Source organism: Natronohydrobacter thiooxidans, assembly GCF_001884735.1.
In the GTDB taxonomy this organism is placed as follows: domain Bacteria; phylum Pseudomonadota; class Alphaproteobacteria; order Rhodobacterales; family Rhodobacteraceae; genus Roseinatronobacter; species Roseinatronobacter thiooxidans_A.
The window spans coordinates 48,671-64,895 of record NZ_MJAP01000011.1 but is presented as its reverse complement, the minus strand read 5'-3'; the positions used below and the strand labels follow the sequence as shown (position 1 = coordinate 64,895).

Below are 16,225 nucleotides of genomic sequence, written 5' to 3'. Positions count from 1 at the left end.
GTTCCGCCTGCGGCGCTCCTTGTCGGGCGGCTTGGGCGTAGAGACCGCAGCGATCCCGGCTTATGACTTCCACCTCAGGATGACGCCTTAGCCAGTCGGTGCATGTGACGACATCACGATCTTCGAGAACATCGATGACGGCGCGACGCTCGAGGTCGATGATGATCGTCCCGTAGTTCTGCGACTTTCGCCAACTCCAATCATCGATCCCGATGATCCGTGCGCGTGGTGGAACAACTTGAGCTGCGCGTAGCAACTGTCGGAGAATAGTATCGTCACTGACCCGGATACCCAGTCGCCGCAAGAGCCGTTCAGCTGGGGTGCCGCCAGCGGCGTGCGCCATATGGCCTAAGAGTTGCGCCTGTCGAGACGTCCGGCGCGCATAAGGGGTCGCCACCGCCGCATCGCGATCGGAAAACGTGCGGCGGCGGCAATCCGAGTTCAAACATCGCCATCGACAAACTCTGAGCTCGATCCAAACCGCTTGGCCCTGAGCAGGAAAATCCTCGATCCGCCGGCGCCGACAACCATGTCGTTGTCTTGAGGACGTCCCGCACTCTGGGCAGATGCCATTCGGAGCCAGTCTGCCTGATACGACCCATGCACCCGTCGCAGAATGGCGGACCTCACCAACCTCCACGCTGGCGGTTGGAGCCCAATGCTTCTTCGATACCACGGCCTTATCCTTTCAATCTGTGAAGCTCGGTCAGACCGTGACACACAAATTGAGGATGACCCCAATTAAGGGCAAAGCGACACCAGGATCACCCTGTTCGCCGAATCCAACCGGATCGAGAACTTCCGCGACATGAACCAGGTGTTCCCGTCCCGCGACGTGCCGCGTGCGGGTCCGGTCTGGGAGTTCGGCCGCGATCCGCGCCCGCTGCCGGAGACCTATGCCTTCAGCGGCACCGAGCACGATCTGGCCGCCTTTCTGGACCGGACGATCACGACGGGCCTGCTGGTCGTCCATCGCGGCGCGATCACCCATGAGGAGTATCGTCTAGGCGCCGACGAGACCTCGCCCTTCACCTCATGGTCGATGGCCAAGTCGGTGCTCTCGGCGCTGATCGGCATCGCGGTCGAGGAAGGTCACATCGCCAGCATCCGCGACCCCATCGGCCAGTATGTTCCGGCGCTGGTGGGGTCGGGCTACGCTTACGTCCCCATCGAGGACGCGCTGACCATGTCCTCGGGCGTGGCCTTTGACGAGGATTACGACAACCCGTTTTCCGACATCAACATGCTGTTCATCCGCGCCATGGCGATGGGTGTCCCGGTCGAGGAGACCATCGCCGGTCTGCAAGCCGTACGCCCGCCCGGCACTTTCAACGATTATGTCAGTTCCGACAGCATGGCGCTTGGGCTGGTGCTGGAGGGGGCGACGGGGATACCACTGGCCGACTATCTGGCCACCCGCCTGTGGGGCCCGATGGGGGCCGAGGCCGATGCCTTCTGGAGCACTGACCGCACGGGGCGCGAATTCGCGCTGTGCTGCCTGAACGCCACCTTGCGCGATTATGCGCGCTTCGGCCGGCTGTATCTGGAGGGCGGAGCGCGGGACGGGCAGCAGATCGTCCCGGCCGACTGGGTCGCGGCCTCGGTCAACCCGACCGCGCCGCACCTGCAACCGGGTGAGAACCCCGCCAGCAGCTGGACATTCGGCTATGGCTACCAGTGGTGGATCCCCGAAGACCCGCAGGGAGATTTCCTCGCCATCGGCGTCTGGGGACAATACATCTACATCGACCCCGTGCGCGAGGTCGTCATCGTCAAGACCAGCGCCGATCCGGACTTCGACGACAACGACCACGAGAGCGTCGCGGCCTTCCGCGCCATCGCGTGGGCATTCGCAACGGATTGAGGGGGATGATTTTTCTGGCCCCAAGCCGCATGCGCCCATAAACTTAGGCCATGATCCTGCGCCACCTCGCCCTGTTCCTGCTGACCGCCCCGCTTGTCGCGGGTGCGATGGCCCTTGGCCTGATCCTCTCACAGGGGCCCGAGGTCGATCCGGTCGGATCGGGTGCCGGGGCTGTGACGACGGACACGACTGGCGCATTCGCCGCGCGCGCGCTCTTCACTGCGAGGGATGGAGCGACGCTTGGCTACCTGTCCTGGGGCGTTCCCGAGGCAGAGCGTGTGATCGTCGCACTCCATGGCTCGGGCGGGCACGGGGGCTGGATGGCCGGGATCGGCGCGGCGCTGGCCGAGACCACCGGCGCGCAGGTGGTCGCCCCCGACCTGCGCGGTCACGGACCTGCACCAATTCGTCGTGGCGACGTGGACCACATCGGACAGCTTGAGGATGATCTGGCCGACCTGATCGCGCATCTGGGCTGGGCAGGGCGCGAAGTGGTGCTGCTGGGTCATTCGGGTGGCGGCGGGCTGGCGATCCGCTTCGCCGGCGGTGCGCATCGCAGCCTCATCGACCGCGCGGTGCTGGTCGCACCCTTCCTGCAACACGACGCGCCGAGCGCACTACCGATGGCGGGCGACGGCTGGGCGCATGTGCTGACGCGCCGCATCGCGGGTCTTTACATGCTGAATGCGGTTGGGATCACCGCGCTGAACCACCTGACAGTTGTGCAGTTCCGTTATCCTCCCGACCTGCTGACCGGACCCGCCGCGCCCTTCGCCACCCGAAACTACAGTTACCGGATGCAATTTGCTCTGGCCCCGCGGCGCGACTGGCAGGCCGATGTCGCCGCTCTGCCGCCGGTCCTGTTGGTCGCGGGCAGCGCCGACCGGACGTTCCGGGCCGATGCCTATGAACCGTCCATGGCCCCACTGGTTCCCGAAGGTCGCTTTGCGGTGCTGGCGGGCGCCGGGCACACCGATATCCTCGGCGATCCCCGCCTGATCGACGCTGTCGCGGCCTTTCTTCTTGACTGAATGCCCGGCACTCGACTTTTTGAAAGATAGCGGGTCTTTTTATATGGAGCAGAGGCTGGTTTAACGGGCCGATAGGCATTCGGCCGACTAGCGGAGTATTTGCATTTGCTTGGGGAAATGGATCAATTCTTAAATCAACCAGCGCCATGTCGTGTGATTGTGCTTGGGGGTGCTAGCTGGAATTTGATGGTTCGGATGGCTGAGCTACCAGGGGATCGCCCCGCAACGATTCAAGATTGCACATGGTTCGAGGCCGCAGGGTCAACAGGCCTTGGTAAAGCGATGGCGCTTGCTGCTTTGGGGTATCGTCCCGTCCTTCATGCCACCCTTGGGGAGGACGATGCCGGTGATCGTATTCGCGCGCTATGCGACAGCCGCGGGATCACCCTGATTGCTGATAAGGACCCGGCAGGAACCGCGCGCCACCTGAACCTGATGGATCACGACGGTCGGCGCATTTCGATCTTCCTGTCAAACGGCAGTTCCGCCCCGGATGTGGATATGACGGCGATCACCACACCAATTCTGGACGCACAGACAATCTTTCTTGGGATCACGGCTTCTTCTCTTCCCTTGTTGCCCTTGCTTCGGGAAAGCGACGCGGAAATTCTGGTCGATCTTCATGATTACGACGGGATCTCACCGTGGCACGCGCCCTTTATCGCCTGCGCCGATGTCGTTCAGGTGTCTGACGAACAGCTTTCTGCGCCCTCGGTCCAGGCGAACGCGTGGCTTTCGCAAGGAAAGCGTCAGGTCATCGTCACGCGTGGCGCAGACGGAGCGACCATCCACTCCCCTTTCTCCAAAACCGATGTCCCGCCCGTTTCAACATTGGTAAAAGACGCAAATGGCGCGGGTGACGTGTTTTCCGTCGCACTTTGGCACGCGGAACGCATGGGCGCTGGCCCCGATCTGGCCGGGTCGTTCGCGGCTCTGGCGGCCGCGGCAACGCTTTCAACTACCGATCTGGTCCCACCCGATCTACGCGCGCGAATTCGGGAACTGGCAAGGGGTTCGATCGCCGATCCCGCCCTTGGAAGCCACACCGCCTGACATTGCCAGATATTGCAAAGACCAAGGAGAAAACGACATGGCCATATCCCACACCGAACCGCCGATCCGGTCTGTCTGGGTTTTCTTCGCACTGACCTTCGGCATTGCATGGGGCATCGTTGTGATCCTGATTGCCTTTCAGGACGCTCTGGAAGCTGTGCTGGGCGAACTCAGTGCGGGTCATCCGCTTTTCATTCTTGCAGTCTACGCCCCAGCCATCGCGGCGTTCATTCTGGTCCTGTGGCATGGCGGTTGGACAGGGATGAGAGCATTCCTGTTTCGCCTGACGCTCTGGCGGGCGCATATTGGCTGGTATGGCGTCATGCTGGTTGTCGTGCCGTTGATCTTCTATATGGGTGCTCTGATTGGTGGACTGCCGCTCGCACCACCCGAACCGCGGGGCTTGGCCGCGATGATCGGGCTTATGGCCTTCATGCTGGTGCTTGGGCCGGTCGAGGAATTCGGCTGGCGCGGCTACGCATTACCACTGATGCAGCGGCGCATGACGCCCTTCTGGGCGGGTCTTTGGCTGGGTGTTGTCTGGGCCATCTGGCACTTGCCTGCCTTCTATCTTGGGGGAACCCCCCAAAGCCAATGGGATATCTTGCCTTTCATGGTCGGAGCGGTGGCTGTCAGTGTGATCGTTACCGGCTTTTTCAATGCAGCAGGGGGCAGTATCCTTGTCTCGATCCTGTTTCATTGGCAACTGGTTCTTCCGATCTGGCCTGATGCGCAGCCATGGGATGTGGTCCTGTTCATAGTCCTTGCTGGGGTTGTGGTCTGGGTTGACCGCAGGCGCATGTTCTCAGGGCAGGACGCCGCAACGGAGGTCATGCCGCAGCGATGATCCTGTTGCGCCGCTCGGCAATCCGTACCCATGCTGAACTGGCATGCACCCTGAGCGCCAGAAGCGCCGGTGTCAGGATCAGTGTCAGCGGTGTTGCAAAGGCCAGCCCGAACACGATCGCAGTCGCCAGCGGCTTCCACATCAGTGCGGCCGGGGCGTTCAGGCTGAACGACAGGGTGCCGAGGTCGAAGGACAGCCCCAGCATCATCGGCAGCAGGCCCGCGACGGTGGTGGCTGTCGTCAGGAGGATCGGGCGCAGACGGCTGGCGGCGGCGGTGGCGATGGCCTCGATCGGGGGCATGGTCCGGGCGCGTTCGCGGACGGCGTCGATCAGCACGATGTTGTGGTTCACGATCAGCCCGGCCAGCGCCAGAACCCCGGTGCCCGACATGAGGATCGAGAAGGGGATCCCCATCACCAGCTTTCCCGCGAGTACACCCGCAACTGACAGCACAACTGCCAGCAGGACCAGCACTGAGTTGTAGAACGAGTTGAAGAGCGCCAGCAGGATCAGGAACATCAGCCCCAGCGCGGCAGCGAAGGCAACCAGCAGGAACTGCGCGCTCTCGTCCTGGTCCTCCTGTTCGCCCGCCCAGGCCCAGGTCACGCCAGGCGGAAGGGTCGCGCCGCCGGACAGCCAGTCGCTGTAGTCCGCCACGATCTGCGCGGCATTCTCGCCCGGAGCCAGGCCCGCGCGCAGCTCGGCCGCGCGGCGGCCGTCGATGCGCAGCACCGGCCCTTGTGCGGCAACAGGCTCGATCCGTGCCAACGCGGCAAGCGGGAGAGTGCCTGCAGGTGTGGCCACCGGCAGTGTGCGCAGCGCGTCAAAGCTGCGATGGTCAGACGGCAGGCGCAGGCGGATCGCGGTCTCGCGGTCCTCGCCTTGAAGGCGGATGCGGTGCAGGACCACGCCGCCCGCGGCCAGCCGGACCATGCCCGCGACTGCGGCACGGTCAGCGCCGGTGCGGGCCAGCACCTCGGCATCAAGGGTGATCGCCCAGTCGATCCCCGGCAGGGGCAGTGTGTCGTCGAGATCGCGCAGCCGGGCATCGCCCGCCATCCGCGTAGCCACGATCCGGGCGGCGGTCTCGAGCGCCTGCCGGTCCTCGGCGTGCAGGCGCAGATGCACGGGTTTTCCGGCACCCGGCCCGCCATCCTCGGCCACGACCTCTACGATCACGCCGGGGACGCCCGCTGCTGCCGACTCGATGGCCTGCACCACCTCCCGTCCTGCTGGACGGTTGCCCCAGGGCGCGAGTTCGATATGCAGCCGCCCGATCCCGTCGCGCGGCGCGCCGTCCAGCGTCGTCAGCCCGCCTGTGCCGGCGAAGGCGAAGACCTGGCCAATCCCTTCGACCGATTGAAGCCGTGCGGCGACGGCTTCGACCATCGTGGCGCGTTCCTCCAGCGCAAGGTCGCCGCGCGCGCGGACATGGACCACGATGCGTTCCGGCTCGACCTCGGTGAAGAACTCGGTTCCGTGGTTGTGCTGGCCGTAGAACAGGAACACGGCGACAACCGCGGCCCCGATCCCGGCCGCCGTTCCCAGCGCGGGCAGGGGGCGGGCGATCAGTCCACGAATGAAGCGGGCATAGGCTCCGGGCGTCTTGCTGATGCGGTGCCTGCGCCGTTCGCCTGCCACAAGTCCGCCCAGCACTGGCAAGAACACCAGCGCCGCAATCAGGCTGGCGCACAGAACGAAGATCAGCGTGATCGGCAGGCCCGACATGAAGGCCCCCGTAACGCCCGGCCAGAACAGCATCGGCAGAAAGACGCAAAGCGTTGTCGCGGTTGCAGCCGTTACTGGCCAGAACAGCCGCGCGGAAGCATTGGCAAAGGCCGCGTCCGGCGCTTCCCCCGCTACCATGCGCGTCTCGGCCTCCTCGGTCACCACGATGGCGCTGTCGACCAGCATCCCGACGGCGAGGATCAGACCGAACATCACCATGTTGGTAATCGCGATCCCTGCCAGCCCAAAGCCCGCGAAGGCCATCAGGAACGACGCCGGGACCGCGAGGCCGACCAGAGCCGCGGCCCTGAGCCCCAGTGCCAGCAGCACCACCGCCAGAACCAGCGCAACCGCCGTCGCCACCGCGCCTTCGAGCTGCGCCACCGTCTCGGCGGTGCGCGCGCTGTCGTCCATGCCGGTGTCCACCCTTACGAGTGCCTGGATGTCGGCTGGCCAGCCCGCGCGGGCCTCGGCGAGGGCCGCGCGTACGGCGCGCGCAGTGCGGCCTGCATCGGCGCCGGGGGTCTTGACGATTTCCAGCAGGATTGCTGGGGCATCGTTCTGCCAGACCTTGAGGACGGGGTCGGCCAGCCCCTGCCGCAACTCGGCCACGTCGCCTAGACGCAGCGCGGCGGTGCCTTCGGTGCGGATGGGCAGGGCTTCAAGCATGGCAATGGCCGGATCATCCTGCAGGCGAAGCGCCGCGGTGCCGTGCGCGGCCTCAAGGTTCCCCAGGGGTTGCGCCTGCAAGGCGCCGGTGACACGCGGCGCGATCTCGGCGAGCGTCAGGCCCCGCGCGGCCAGCGCTTCGGGCGCAACGATCACATCGAATGCGCGGTCGCGCAGGCCGATGGGACGGACAGTTTGCACCTCGGGCAGCGTCTCTAGCCGAGTCTGCAGGTCGCGCGCAAGCGCGCGCAGCGCATCCTCAGCCATATCGCCGGAAAGGCCCACCATCAGCACTGGCAGTTCCGACAGGTTGATCGCCTCGATAGCGATCTGGCTGGCCTCGACTGGAAGGTCAGACTGTGCCCGAGCTGCGCGGTCGCGAAGATCGGCCAGCGTGGCTGAGCGATCCCAGCCGTCGCGAAACTCCAGCACGATCCGGCCCGCGCCTGGGCTGGCGGTAGATGTCATGCGGCTCAAGCCGGGGGTTCCCCGCAACCGCGCCTCAATGGGTTGCACCAGCAGCGCGTCGGCCTCCTCGGGCGATGCGCCGGGCAGGGTGGTCGTGACGAAGAGTGCCGGAATGTCCAGATCTGGCTGGCCCTGCTTTGGCAGGCTGGCATAGGCCATGGCTCCGGCGATCAGCACGAGCACCATGAGTGCGAGGGTCATCCGGCGACGTGCGAAGGCGAGCGCGATGAGGGTGGCGGGGGCGGACATTACAGGCGCTCCGTCAAAAGGGCGGCGATGGGGGTGGTGTCGGTCAGGAAGTGCTGACCGGAGGTGACGATTCGTGCCGTCTCGGGCAGGCCCGAGACCCATAGACCTGCTGCGTCCTCGACGACGATCACCGCCGGGGCGAAGCGGCTGCGGTCCCCGTCGAGCAGGCGCACCCCCAGACTGCCGTCTTCCGACAGGAGAAGGGCCGAGCGCGGAATATGATGGGCGGGGCGGGCTGTGGTCTGGAACCGGACGGACAGCATCTCGCCTGCACGCAGGGACCGGTCGTCATTCTCCAGCCGGACCGTCACCGCGACCATGCCGGTCCGCGGATCGGCCTCGGGGGCGATGGTGTGGCGGGTTGCCGACAGTTCACGTCCCGAGGTGGTCACGGCCATCAGCGGGGCATCGGTGTCGAGTGAGGATAGCTCAGCCTCGGGCAGGTAGAGCGTGACGTGCAGCCGGTCCAGCGCCACCAGTGTTGCGCAGGACGCCATGGGTGCCAGCACGCTGCCCGCCTCGGGCGTTTCTTCGGTCAGAACACCGTCGAAGGGGGCGATGATCCGGCGCTGGGCGTCCTCGCGCTGCAATTCGGCCAGCCGCGCCTCGGCTGCCTGCAGAAGGGCGCGACGTTCGCGCAGGCTGCCGTCCGGGGCATGGCCGCGCGCAACGAGGGCCTCGGCGGTTTCCAGCGCGGCGCGCGCTTCGGCCAGTCGCGCATCGGCCTCGGACAGGCGCAGGGGCAGTGTGCCGGGATCCAGCATGCAGACGGGGTCTCCCGCGACGATCGGGGTTCCGACCGGAAGGGCCGGTCCGACGATGCGCCCGCCATACTCGGTGCGCAGGCCGATCTGGCGTGCCGGGTGCGTTCGTCCGGTGGCAAGGATGGAGCGGCGGATCTCGGTTGAAACCGACGCAAGCGCTGTGACCGTGAAGGCGGCATCTTCCGCAGGCGGCGGGTCGGCAGGGACAGCGGCTAGGGCGGCGTCTTCGGACCAGGTCAGGGCGAGCGTGCCCACAGACAGGATTGCGACGCCTGCTGTCAGCAGGATGTAGGGTTTCATCATGGAGGCTCCGGGTAGGTCGTCAGGGAAGACGAATCAACATAAAACGGACATACGTCCTTTTACATGGAAAATAAAAAGGGACAACCGTTTTATAATAGAGTCTGATCCTGGCGATTACGGTGACCTCGCAGCACTGGTTTATGCCCATTGCGATGCCTGAGCGCGCGCGGGAGAGGGGCAGCGCGTCCTAGCGAAGGCGTTCGTCCTGTGCTGGTGGGAGGAGGCAAGGATCAGGGACAAGTTGCTTGCCGAGGGGTTTCGCTGGGTGCGAACTGGCCGCGGCTATGTTGATTTCGCCTGAGCCGGGGAGGTTCTGACGATCCTCGCGACTCCGTGCATAGATTTCGCTTGCAAAGCCCTGCGACTCAGTTCATAGAACGGGCGTCCGTTTTAGAGATAGTGTCATGCCCAAGCTAAGCCAAAAAGAGATGGAAGCCCGCCGCCGCGAGATCATCGCGGCCGCCGGGCGCTGCTTTGCGCGCAAGGGTATCCAGGCGACCACGATGCGCGAAATTTTCGCCGAGGCGGGGATGAGCGCCGGTGCGGTCTACAACTACTTCAAGACGAAGGACGATCTGATCGCTGCAGGGATCAGGGACAGCACCGACGAGAATGTCGCTGCGCTGCGTGGCGCCACCGATGCCGAGGGCAGAGCGCTTGGCTTTCGCGACCTTGTCGAGATGTTCCTGTTCGATCTGGACGCATCGCGCCGAGACGGTCGCGCACGGTCAACGCCAATGATCCACGCAGAAGTCGCGGTGAAGCCGGAGCTCCTCAAGATGTTCCAGGAGGGGCGGCAGAATATCCGCATCGCCGCACGCGAGAAGGTCCTTCAGATGCGCCCCGAACTGACCGAGGCGCAGGCCGCCACGCTCGTGGATTTTGTCTTCCTGCTCTATCAGGGCATGGTCACCGAAGCCGCGCTTGACGAACCCACCAACATCGACGGCATGCGCGAGGTCATCGACCTTGTGCTGCGACGCTACCCAGAGGGCTGAGAACCTTCGCCCCCAGTCAGAACCCGATCAACTTGCGTCCCCATAAAAAACGGATGTCCGATAAAAAGAGTGTTCCCACATGCTAGACCAGACTCCCGCCCTCCGCCTTTCCGCCCTGCTCCATCGGCAGGCCATAGCCATCCAGTCACAGCGGAAGCGCCGCAGGATTTCCACGCCGCCTGCGCGGTTCGCAACGGAGACCATCCCCATGAACACCGTCACCCTTCGCCCCTGGCACCCGTCCGACATTGAAGCCTGCATGACCATCTGGCGCGCAGGCTCCGAGCAAGGCCACCCGTTCCTGAGTCGGGCCGAACTCGATGCTGATGCAATCCTTGTGCGCAATGTCTACATGCCCGCGACCGACATCACCGTGGCCGAGCAGGCGGGCGAGATCCTTGGCTTCATCGCGCTTTCGGAGAATTTCATCGGAGCGTTGTTCGTTGCCCCCGAACGGCACCGGCAGGGTCTGGGCAGGATGTTGCTGGCCGATGCCGCCCAGAGGCATCCTTTGCTTCAAGTCGAGGTATATGCCGAGAACTCGGCCGCGCGCCGGTTCTACGCGACCTCGGGTTTCATCGAGACGCTGTGCCACCTGACCGATGATCAGGGCCGCCCGCATCCGCTGATCCGCATGCAGTGCGATGCGGTCGCGCGCCCTGCGCCTGTGCAGACCGCCGCCTGACGCCCGACCCGGAGATCGCCCAATGTTCCCGCGCATGACCCCGATCCTTGCCATTGTCTTTCTGGACGCCATCGGCATGGGGATCATCATCCCCGTTATGCCGGGGCTGATCACCGATTTGACCGGCAGAGAGGCAGCCGATGCAGTCCTCTGGGGCGGGCTATTGACCGGTGCTTATGCCGCCATGCTGTTCATGTGTGGTCCATTGATCGGGGCGCTGTCCGACCGTTTCGGACGCAGGCCCGTCCTGATCGCGGCGCTTCTGGCAATGGTTCTGGACTACCTGTTGCTCAGCTTCGCTTGGACAATCGGCCTGTTGCTGGTCGGTCGGCTGATCGCCGGGATTACCGGGGCGAGCTATGCGGTTGCCACGGCCTGCGCGGCTGACATGACACCAGCGCGGGATCGACCGCAGGCCTTCGGTATGATCGGCGCGGCCTTTGCGCTGGGTCTGGTTCTCGGGCCGGCGCTTGGGGGCGTTGCGGCAGGTTTAGGATTGCGCGCGCCCTTCGTGCTTGCGGCTGGGCTTTCGGCCACGGCCTTGTTGGGTGTGCTGTTTCTGCTGCCCGAAACCTTGCCCGGGGCGCAGCGTCACCGCTTTGACTGGCGCCGCGGCAACCCGCTGGGCGCGCTTCTAATGCTGAGGCACACACCGGCGCTGGTCCGCCCTGCGCTGTTGATCCTGTTCGTGAGCATCGCCCACCAGGCCTATCCGTCGGTCTGGGCGTGGTTCACGACAGTGCAATTCGGATTGAACGTCACAATGATCGGCCTGAGCATCACCGCTTTCGGCCTGTGCATGGCGCTGGTTCAGGGCTTGCTTGTCAGCCGCGCCATCGCACGGCTTGGGGAAGCCACGACCTTGCAGGCGGGTCTGGGTGTGAACGTGATCATCCTTGCCGTCATCCCCTTCGTCACGAAGGAAGCGGTCTTCTTCGCGCTGATCCCGGCCATGGCGCTGGGCTTCATCGTCGGTCCGATCCTGCAGGGCATGATGTCGCGCGCAGTCAGCGCCGATTCGCAGGGTGCGTTGATGGGCGTCATGAGCAGCCTTGCCGCCGTTGCGATGATGATCGGTCCCCTTGCGATGACAGGTGTGTTCCACCTCGCCACGATGAAGGACAAGGCCATCCAGTTGCCAGGCGCACCTTTCCTGCTGGCCGGGTTGCTGGTGGGGGGGTGCCTGGCCTTTGTGCCGCGGCGGGTCGAGCGTGCGGGCTCTCACGCCGCTGTCTTATGTCCAACCCTCAGAGGGTTACAACGGCCTTCGCAAGAATGAGCGAGAAACGGCGCGCAGAAGCCTTTGCCTCTCGCGCTCCAATGCGCAAGATCCGGGTCGCGCGTCGTGCAACAGCCTGCCTATGTGCTTGTCCAACCCATGGAGACACTTTCAATGCTTGAGTTAACCGTCGCGCTGCTCCTTTTCCTTCTGCCGCTTGCCTACAGCCCGGGTCCCGGGAATATGGTCTTTGCCGCCATTGGGGGACGGTTCGGATTGCGCGCCTCGATCCCTGCCTCGGCAGGCTATCACCTTGCGACCTTTGGCGTCACCGCAGCGGTCGGGCTCGGGTTTTCGGTCGTGGCAGGCTGGAACCCGCTTGTGTTCGACATTCTGCGCTATGGTGGGGCTGCCTATGTGCTGTGGCTCGCCTATGTTCTGACGCGCGCCGGTGCCGTGATTGAGGGCGTTGAAGCGCGCCCCGCCTCGGCGCTGGACGGGGCCGTTCTTCTGGTTCTCAACCCCAAGGCCTACCTGATCATCGCGCTGATGTTCACCCAGTTCCTCGCCGTAGGATCGGATCCAGCACGCGTGCTCTGGATCACTGCAATCTTCACAATCAACAACCTCGTCGCCTTCACGCTGTGGACGGTGATGGGGGATGCTCTGATGCGCCGCTTTCGATCCGATGCTGCGGCGCGACCGATGAATATCGGCTTTGGTTTGATGCTGGCTGCGGTTGCGGTGTGGATGCTGCTCAGTTAGCGCAGAGGTAGGACTTCCACATGATTACTTTTCCCACTGACCGCACCGACTGGCCATTGATCCTCCTGCTCTGGACAACAGGCCTGCTGGTCGCATGGCAATTTGCGAAAGTGACTCTGACGCTGGACAGCTTGCAAACGCTCTATCCCGGCTCACCGGTCGCCTATGCGGTCTCTGGTGTGGCATTGATTGGCATTTTGGGCGGGGCGATGGCGGGGTTCGTGGTGGCACGGTTCGGGCTGCGTCATTCAGTGCTCTGGGCTTGTGGCCTCTCGGCAGTGCTGGCACTGGCCCAAGGGCTGGAACTGCCGTTCCGGGCCTATATGATCTTGCGTATCGCCGAAGGGGTCGGGCATCTGCTCTTTGTTGTCGCCTTGCCAACCTTGATGGCCTCACGTGCGCGCGCAGCAGACAAAAGCGTGGTCATGGGCCTTTGGGGCACGTTTTTCGGGGTCGGTTATGCGCTGATGGCAGTAATCGTACCGCCAGTTGAGGCTTGGGGTGGTCTGCGGGCGGTGTTTGTCGGCCATGGTCTTTTGTTGGTTGCGGTGTTTCCCTTGCTTTGGTGGGTCTTGCCACGCGGCATCATGGGTGTACGCGATTCGGTTCCTAACCCGGTCGAGGTCCACCGCCGCATTTACACCAACCCGCGACTGGCTGCGGCCGGACTGGGTCATGGTACATATACGGCGCTCTTCATAGCGCTTGTGGCATTCCTGCCTGCCGCAATGGGGGCCATGTGGCTCTTCTTGGTGCTGCCAGTCGCAAATCTTCTGGGCACCTTTGCTGCGGGATTTCTGTCACGCCGGGTAGCGGCACCCCGCATTGTGGTCTGGGGGTTTGGTATCTCGGCACTGCTCTTTGCGACAATGGCAATAAGCGGCCTTCCTGCCATTGCGGTGCTCGCTTTTCTAGCCACGGGGGTTGTAGCGGGTGGCAATTTTGCGGCTGTTCCTATGCTGAACGACGCCCCCCGCGACCAGGCCCTGGCCAACGGCGCCATGGCGCAACTGGGCAATATCGGCACCTTCAGCGGTACACCGCTGTTTGCGTTTGTGGCGGGCAGCCTTTGGGGGCTGGCCGGGCTGTCGATTGCGATCTGTATGTTTGGAGTAATCGCCGCTGGATTTGTCTATCGAACGGCTGGGCGCGGTTAGGTCTTCGATTTGTGTGGCGGGATCCAGCGTTGCGCCGCAATTTTCCACGCCGATGGAGTAACGCATAGGACGCTGCCGCCGACGATGACCATCACTTCGCCGTCCTGAATGTTGCCCCGGAGTTTCAGGGTGGGGTTGCCAGCTTTGCGACCTCGCCTGTGTCGCTGGCGGAAAAATTCATGACTTGAAGGTTCTCAAAACGGGTTGCGGGTTTCTTGATCTTGTTCCCCCACATCGCGGGCGTCTTGCCACCGTAAGGATAGACAATCACCTTGACTGCTTTGCTGCAGGATTGTCGCATCACCTTCTCGCTCGGAAGGTCCAACCGAAAGGACCGCGCGATCCGATGCCTTGACCTGCGTCATGCCGGGGATGCGCTTGATGTGATAGGGCGTGTCGAAAATGCGCGATAACGCGGCCGACCTGACAGGTATAGCGATGTTGACCCGACCCTTTGCCGCGCTTTGCGGCGTTTTGCCGAGTTTGTGGCTCTGCCTGTTTCCCGCCATGGCAGACACGTCCACGCGCGACGCTCTTGCCGCACACTTCGACGCGCTGGCCTTCGGCGGGATGAGCTGAGCCATGCGGGGGCTGCGTCTGCGCTGGCTGCTGCTGATCGCAACCTGCTGCGCCATGGTCGTTGTCGGGCTGGTTTGGCAGCGCGACATGCGCGCCATCGAGGCACAATTGGCGGCCAGCGCGCGGGTGATCCAGACCTCGTTCGGACCGGTCGCCTATGCGACAGGCGGGCAGGGCGCGCCGGTGCTGGTGATCCATGGCGCGGGCGGCGGGCACGATCAGGGGGCGCTCATGGCGCAGGCCTTCCTGCCCGAGGGCACGCGCTGGATTGCTCCCTCGCGCTTCGGCTATCCCGGGTCAGGCCTGCCCGCCGATCCCTCGACCGCCGCGCAGGCCGTTGCCTTGGCCGAGATGCTGGACGCGCTGGGGCTGGACCGGGTGACCGTCGCCGCCATGTCGGGCGGCGTTCCCCCGGCGCTGCAATTTGCGCTGCGCCATCCGGAGCGGACGCAGGCGCTGGTCCTGTTGTCGCTGGCCCCTTACGCCCCGCTCTCGGCCGAGGAACAGGAGCTGCCGATCCCGATCTGGCTTTATGACGCGCTCTTTGCCACCGACCTGCCGCTCTGGGCCATCCTCCGCCTCTCGCCCCGGGCGCTTGCCCCGGTCTTCGATGCAAGGCCCGAGCTGACCGCGCATATGACCGCCACCGAGGCCGCCTTCCTTGATGCGATGATCGCGGCCTTCCTGCCAGTCACCCAGCGCCGCGCGGGGCTGGCGAACGAGGGCGCGGCCATCGATCCTGCCGATCCCATCGACCCGAGCGCGATCCGCGCGCCCGTGCTCATCGTCCACGCCGCCGACGACCGCCTGACCCCCGTCGCAACCGCACAGTTCACGACGGAGGGGATTCCCGGCGCCGAGGTGCTGATCCTTGAGACCGGCGGGCACCTGCTGCTGGGCAATCACGATGCGGTTCGCCAGCGGATCGCCGCCTTCCTTGCCACCCATGTCCCTGCATTGGCAGAGTGATACCTATTTCAGGAGCTTGCCCCATGACGATCCTCAAGATCACCCTTCTCGCCCTCGCAGGCTTTCTTATCGCTGCCGCCGCACTCAGCATCTGGGTTCATTCCCGTGACAAGGCGCAGGCCGCGCGGGTCTGGGAGGCGCTGGAGGGTGCGCGCGAGGCTGACCCGCTGCGCTACGATCCTGCGATGGTCGCAGACCTGCCCGAGGTGGCGCAGCGCTACTTCGCCCGCGCCATCGAGCCCGGCACGCCCCCGCACCGCATTGTCCGGCTTCAGATGGAGGGCAGCTTCATCATGAACGGCAACGCGATGCAGATGACCGCGCGCCAGATCCTCGCGCCGCCCGCGCAGGGCTTCGTCTGGCAGGCCGATATCGGCGCGGGGCTGATGCGCTTTGGCGGCTCGGATGGCTATCACAAAGCAAGCGGGGCCGAGGAAAGCTGGACCAAGTTCTGGCTGCACGGCCTGATCCCGCTGGCGCGCATCGGCGGCACCGATGACCACGCCCGCGCCGCCGCCACCCGCGTGATGCTAGAGGCGATCTGGGCACCTGCGAGCCTGCTGCCGCAGTTTGGCGCGGAATGGGTGCAGACCGGCCCCGACAGCGCTGAGATCCGCTTTACCCACACGCAAGGTATTGAGCCGATGCAGATCACGCTCGATGCCGAAGGCAACCCGGTCGAGGTCTGGTCCTTGCGCTGGACCGATGCCAACCCCGAGCGTGTCCACCGCCTGCAACCCTTCGGCGGGCGGATGCTGGAGATGGTGCGGCATCAGGGCTTTCTGGTCCCGTCAAGGGTCGAGCTTGGCAACATGTACGGCACGCCGGACTATGCGCCCTTCTTCCTCGCCACCATCATCCGCGCCGAGTTCTGAG

Annotated in this window: 16 protein-coding genes and 1 pseudogene; 12 read left to right on the top strand and 5 right to left on the bottom strand. The window is 64.6% G+C overall.

Features of this window, described 5'->3' with window-relative positions; translation table 11 throughout:
• Together BG457_RS19950 and BG457_RS20720 are read right to left on the bottom strand one after the other, a co-directional pair.
• A partial coding sequence (locus BG457_RS19950; RefSeq protein WP_245770957.1) for a transposase occupies positions 1–445 on the bottom strand: 445 nt, incomplete at its 3' end.
• A 57-nt stretch (positions 446–502) separates the two neighbouring features.
• Positions 503–640: pseudogene (locus BG457_RS20720) on the bottom strand (hypothetical protein); the annotation flags it as partial.
• 168 nt (positions 641–808) lie between these two features.
• On the opposite strand from BG457_RS20720, the gene BG457_RS07800 reads away from it, so the two are divergent.
• The 4 genes from BG457_RS07800 to BG457_RS07785 all read left to right on the top strand — a co-directional run bounded on the left by BG457_RS07800 (position 809) and on the right by BG457_RS07785 (position 4,795).
• Positions 809–1,864, top strand: coding sequence for a serine hydrolase domain-containing protein (locus tag BG457_RS07800; protein ID WP_071796468.1), 1,056 nt, complete (start codon positions 809–811; stop codon positions 1,862–1,864).
• 50 nt (positions 1,865–1,914) lie between these two features.
• Entirely contained in the window at positions 1,915–2,895 is a 981-nt protein-coding gene (locus BG457_RS07795) for an alpha/beta hydrolase (RefSeq protein ID WP_071796467.1), read from the top strand.
• A 195-nt stretch (positions 2,896–3,090) separates the two neighbouring features.
• Positions 3,091–3,948: a carbohydrate kinase family protein gene (locus BG457_RS07790; protein ID WP_175546764.1), complete on the top strand. Its 858-nt coding sequence runs from the start codon at positions 3,091–3,093 to the stop codon at positions 3,946–3,948.
• Positions 3,949–3,985: 37 nt separating this feature from the next.
• Entirely contained in the window at positions 3,986–4,795 is an 810-nt protein-coding gene (locus BG457_RS07785; RefSeq protein WP_071796465.1) for a CPBP family intramembrane glutamic endopeptidase, read from the top strand.
• Here BG457_RS07785 and BG457_RS07780 read toward each other — a convergent pair.
• Both BG457_RS07780 and BG457_RS07775 read right to left on the bottom strand, forming a co-directional pair.
• Positions 4,779–7,910, bottom strand: coding sequence for an efflux RND transporter permease subunit (locus BG457_RS07780; RefSeq protein WP_071796464.1), 3,132 nt, complete (start codon positions 7,908–7,910; stop codon positions 4,779–4,781). The two genes, BG457_RS07785 and BG457_RS07780, sit on opposite strands and share 17 nt — an antisense overlap.
• Positions 7,910–8,977 carry an efflux RND transporter periplasmic adaptor subunit gene (locus BG457_RS07775; RefSeq protein ID WP_071796463.1) on the bottom strand — a complete coding sequence of 356 codons (1,068 nt, stop codon included), beginning with the start codon at positions 8,975–8,977 and terminating at the stop codon, positions 7,910–7,912. Before BG457_RS07775 ends, BG457_RS07780 begins: the two co-directional genes overlap by 1 nt.
• 404 nt (positions 8,978–9,381) lie before the next feature.
• On the opposite strand from BG457_RS07775, the gene BG457_RS07770 reads away from it, so the two are divergent.
• The 5 genes from BG457_RS07770 (at position 9,382) to BG457_RS07750 (ending at position 13,801) form a co-directional block, all read left to right on the top strand.
• Positions 9,382–9,975 carry a TetR/AcrR family transcriptional regulator gene (locus BG457_RS07770; RefSeq protein ID WP_084657540.1) on the top strand — a complete coding sequence of 198 codons (594 nt, stop codon included), beginning with the start codon at positions 9,382–9,384 and terminating at the stop codon, positions 9,973–9,975.
• 208 nt (positions 9,976–10,183) lie between these two features.
• Positions 10,184–10,660: a GNAT family N-acetyltransferase gene (locus BG457_RS07765; RefSeq protein WP_071796461.1), complete on the top strand. Its 477-nt coding sequence runs from the start codon at positions 10,184–10,186 to the stop codon at positions 10,658–10,660.
• Positions 10,661–10,682: 22 nt separating this feature from the next.
• Positions 10,683–11,939: an MFS transporter gene (locus BG457_RS07760; protein WP_071796460.1), complete on the top strand. Its 1,257-nt coding sequence runs from the start codon at positions 10,683–10,685 to the stop codon at positions 11,937–11,939.
• A 114-nt stretch (positions 11,940–12,053) separates the two neighbouring features.
• Positions 12,054–12,644 (top strand): LysE family translocator, encoded by a 591-nt coding sequence (locus tag BG457_RS07755; RefSeq protein ID WP_071796459.1) that lies wholly within the window; start codon positions 12,054–12,056, stop codon positions 12,642–12,644.
• 56 nt (positions 12,645–12,700) lie between these two features.
• On the top strand, positions 12,701–13,801 hold the full coding sequence (locus BG457_RS07750) for an MFS transporter (RefSeq protein WP_245770956.1): 1,101 nt from the start codon (positions 12,701–12,703) through the stop codon (positions 13,799–13,801).
• 124 nt (positions 13,802–13,925) lie between these two features.
• Here BG457_RS07750 and BG457_RS20565 read toward each other — a convergent pair whose 3' ends face one another.
• The gene (locus BG457_RS20565; protein ID WP_245770959.1) at positions 13,926–14,102 is read right to left on the bottom strand and encodes a YaeQ family protein; all 177 of its coding nucleotides are present in this window, start codon (positions 14,100–14,102) and stop codon (positions 13,926–13,928) included.
• 101 nt (positions 14,103–14,203) lie between these two features.
• Here BG457_RS20565 and BG457_RS20560 point away from each other — a divergent pair, with 101 nt between their 5' ends.
• Genes BG457_RS20560 through BG457_RS07735 form a run of 3 tightly spaced genes read left to right on the top strand, consistent with a single transcriptional unit; the run spans position 14,204 to position 16,224 of the window.
• Positions 14,204–14,380: a hypothetical protein gene (locus BG457_RS20560; RefSeq protein ID WP_245770955.1), complete on the top strand. Its 177-nt coding sequence runs from the start codon at positions 14,204–14,206 to the stop codon at positions 14,378–14,380.
• A 3-nt stretch (positions 14,381–14,383) separates the two neighbouring features.
• Complete coding sequence (locus BG457_RS07740; protein WP_071796457.1) at positions 14,384–15,349, top strand: alpha/beta fold hydrolase; 966 nt, start codon at positions 14,384–14,386, stop codon at positions 15,347–15,349.
• A 23-nt stretch (positions 15,350–15,372) separates the two neighbouring features.
• Entirely contained in the window at positions 15,373–16,224 is an 852-nt protein-coding gene (locus BG457_RS07735; protein WP_071796456.1) for a DUF6544 family protein, read from the top strand.
• Position 16,225 lies beyond the last annotated feature (1 nt).

Bases quoted from the DNA above. Each gene is read 5' to 3' on its own strand.
- BG457_RS07800 (WP_071796468.1), top strand. From the start codon at position 809: ATGAACCAGGTGTTCCCGTCCCGCGACGTGCCGCGTGCGGGTCCGGTC.
- BG457_RS07795 (WP_071796467.1), top strand. From the start codon at position 1,915: ATGATCCTGCGCCACCTCGCCCTGTTCCTGCTGACCGCCCCGCTTGTC.
- BG457_RS07790 (WP_175546764.1), top strand. From the start codon at position 3,091: ATGGCTGAGCTACCAGGGGATCGCCCCGCAACGATTCAAGATTGCACA.
- BG457_RS07785 (WP_071796465.1), top strand. From the start codon at position 3,986: ATGGCCATATCCCACACCGAACCGCCGATCCGGTCTGTCTGGGTTTTC.
- BG457_RS07780 (WP_071796464.1), bottom strand. From the start codon at position 7,910: ATGTCCGCCCCCGCCACCCTCATCGCGCTCGCCTTCGCACGTCGCCGG.
- BG457_RS07775 (WP_071796463.1), bottom strand. From the start codon at position 8,977: ATGATGAAACCCTACATCCTGCTGACAGCAGGCGTCGCAATCCTGTCT.
- BG457_RS07770 (WP_084657540.1), top strand. From the start codon at position 9,382: ATGCCCAAGCTAAGCCAAAAAGAGATGGAAGCCCGCCGCCGCGAGATC.
- BG457_RS07765 (WP_071796461.1), top strand. From the start codon at position 10,184: ATGAACACCGTCACCCTTCGCCCCTGGCACCCGTCCGACATTGAAGCC.
- BG457_RS07760 (WP_071796460.1), top strand. From the start codon at position 10,683: ATGTTCCCGCGCATGACCCCGATCCTTGCCATTGTCTTTCTGGACGCC.
- BG457_RS07755 (WP_071796459.1), top strand. From the start codon at position 12,054: ATGCTTGAGTTAACCGTCGCGCTGCTCCTTTTCCTTCTGCCGCTTGCC.
- BG457_RS20565 (WP_245770959.1), bottom strand. From the start codon at position 14,102: ATGCGACAATCCTGCAGCAAAGCAGTCAAGGTGATTGTCTATCCTTAC.
- BG457_RS20560 (WP_245770955.1), top strand. From the start codon at position 14,204: ATGCGCGATAACGCGGCCGACCTGACAGGTATAGCGATGTTGACCCGA.
- BG457_RS07740 (WP_071796457.1), top strand. From the start codon at position 14,384: ATGCGGGGGCTGCGTCTGCGCTGGCTGCTGCTGATCGCAACCTGCTGC.
- BG457_RS07735 (WP_071796456.1), top strand. From the start codon at position 15,373: ATGACGATCCTCAAGATCACCCTTCTCGCCCTCGCAGGCTTTCTTATC.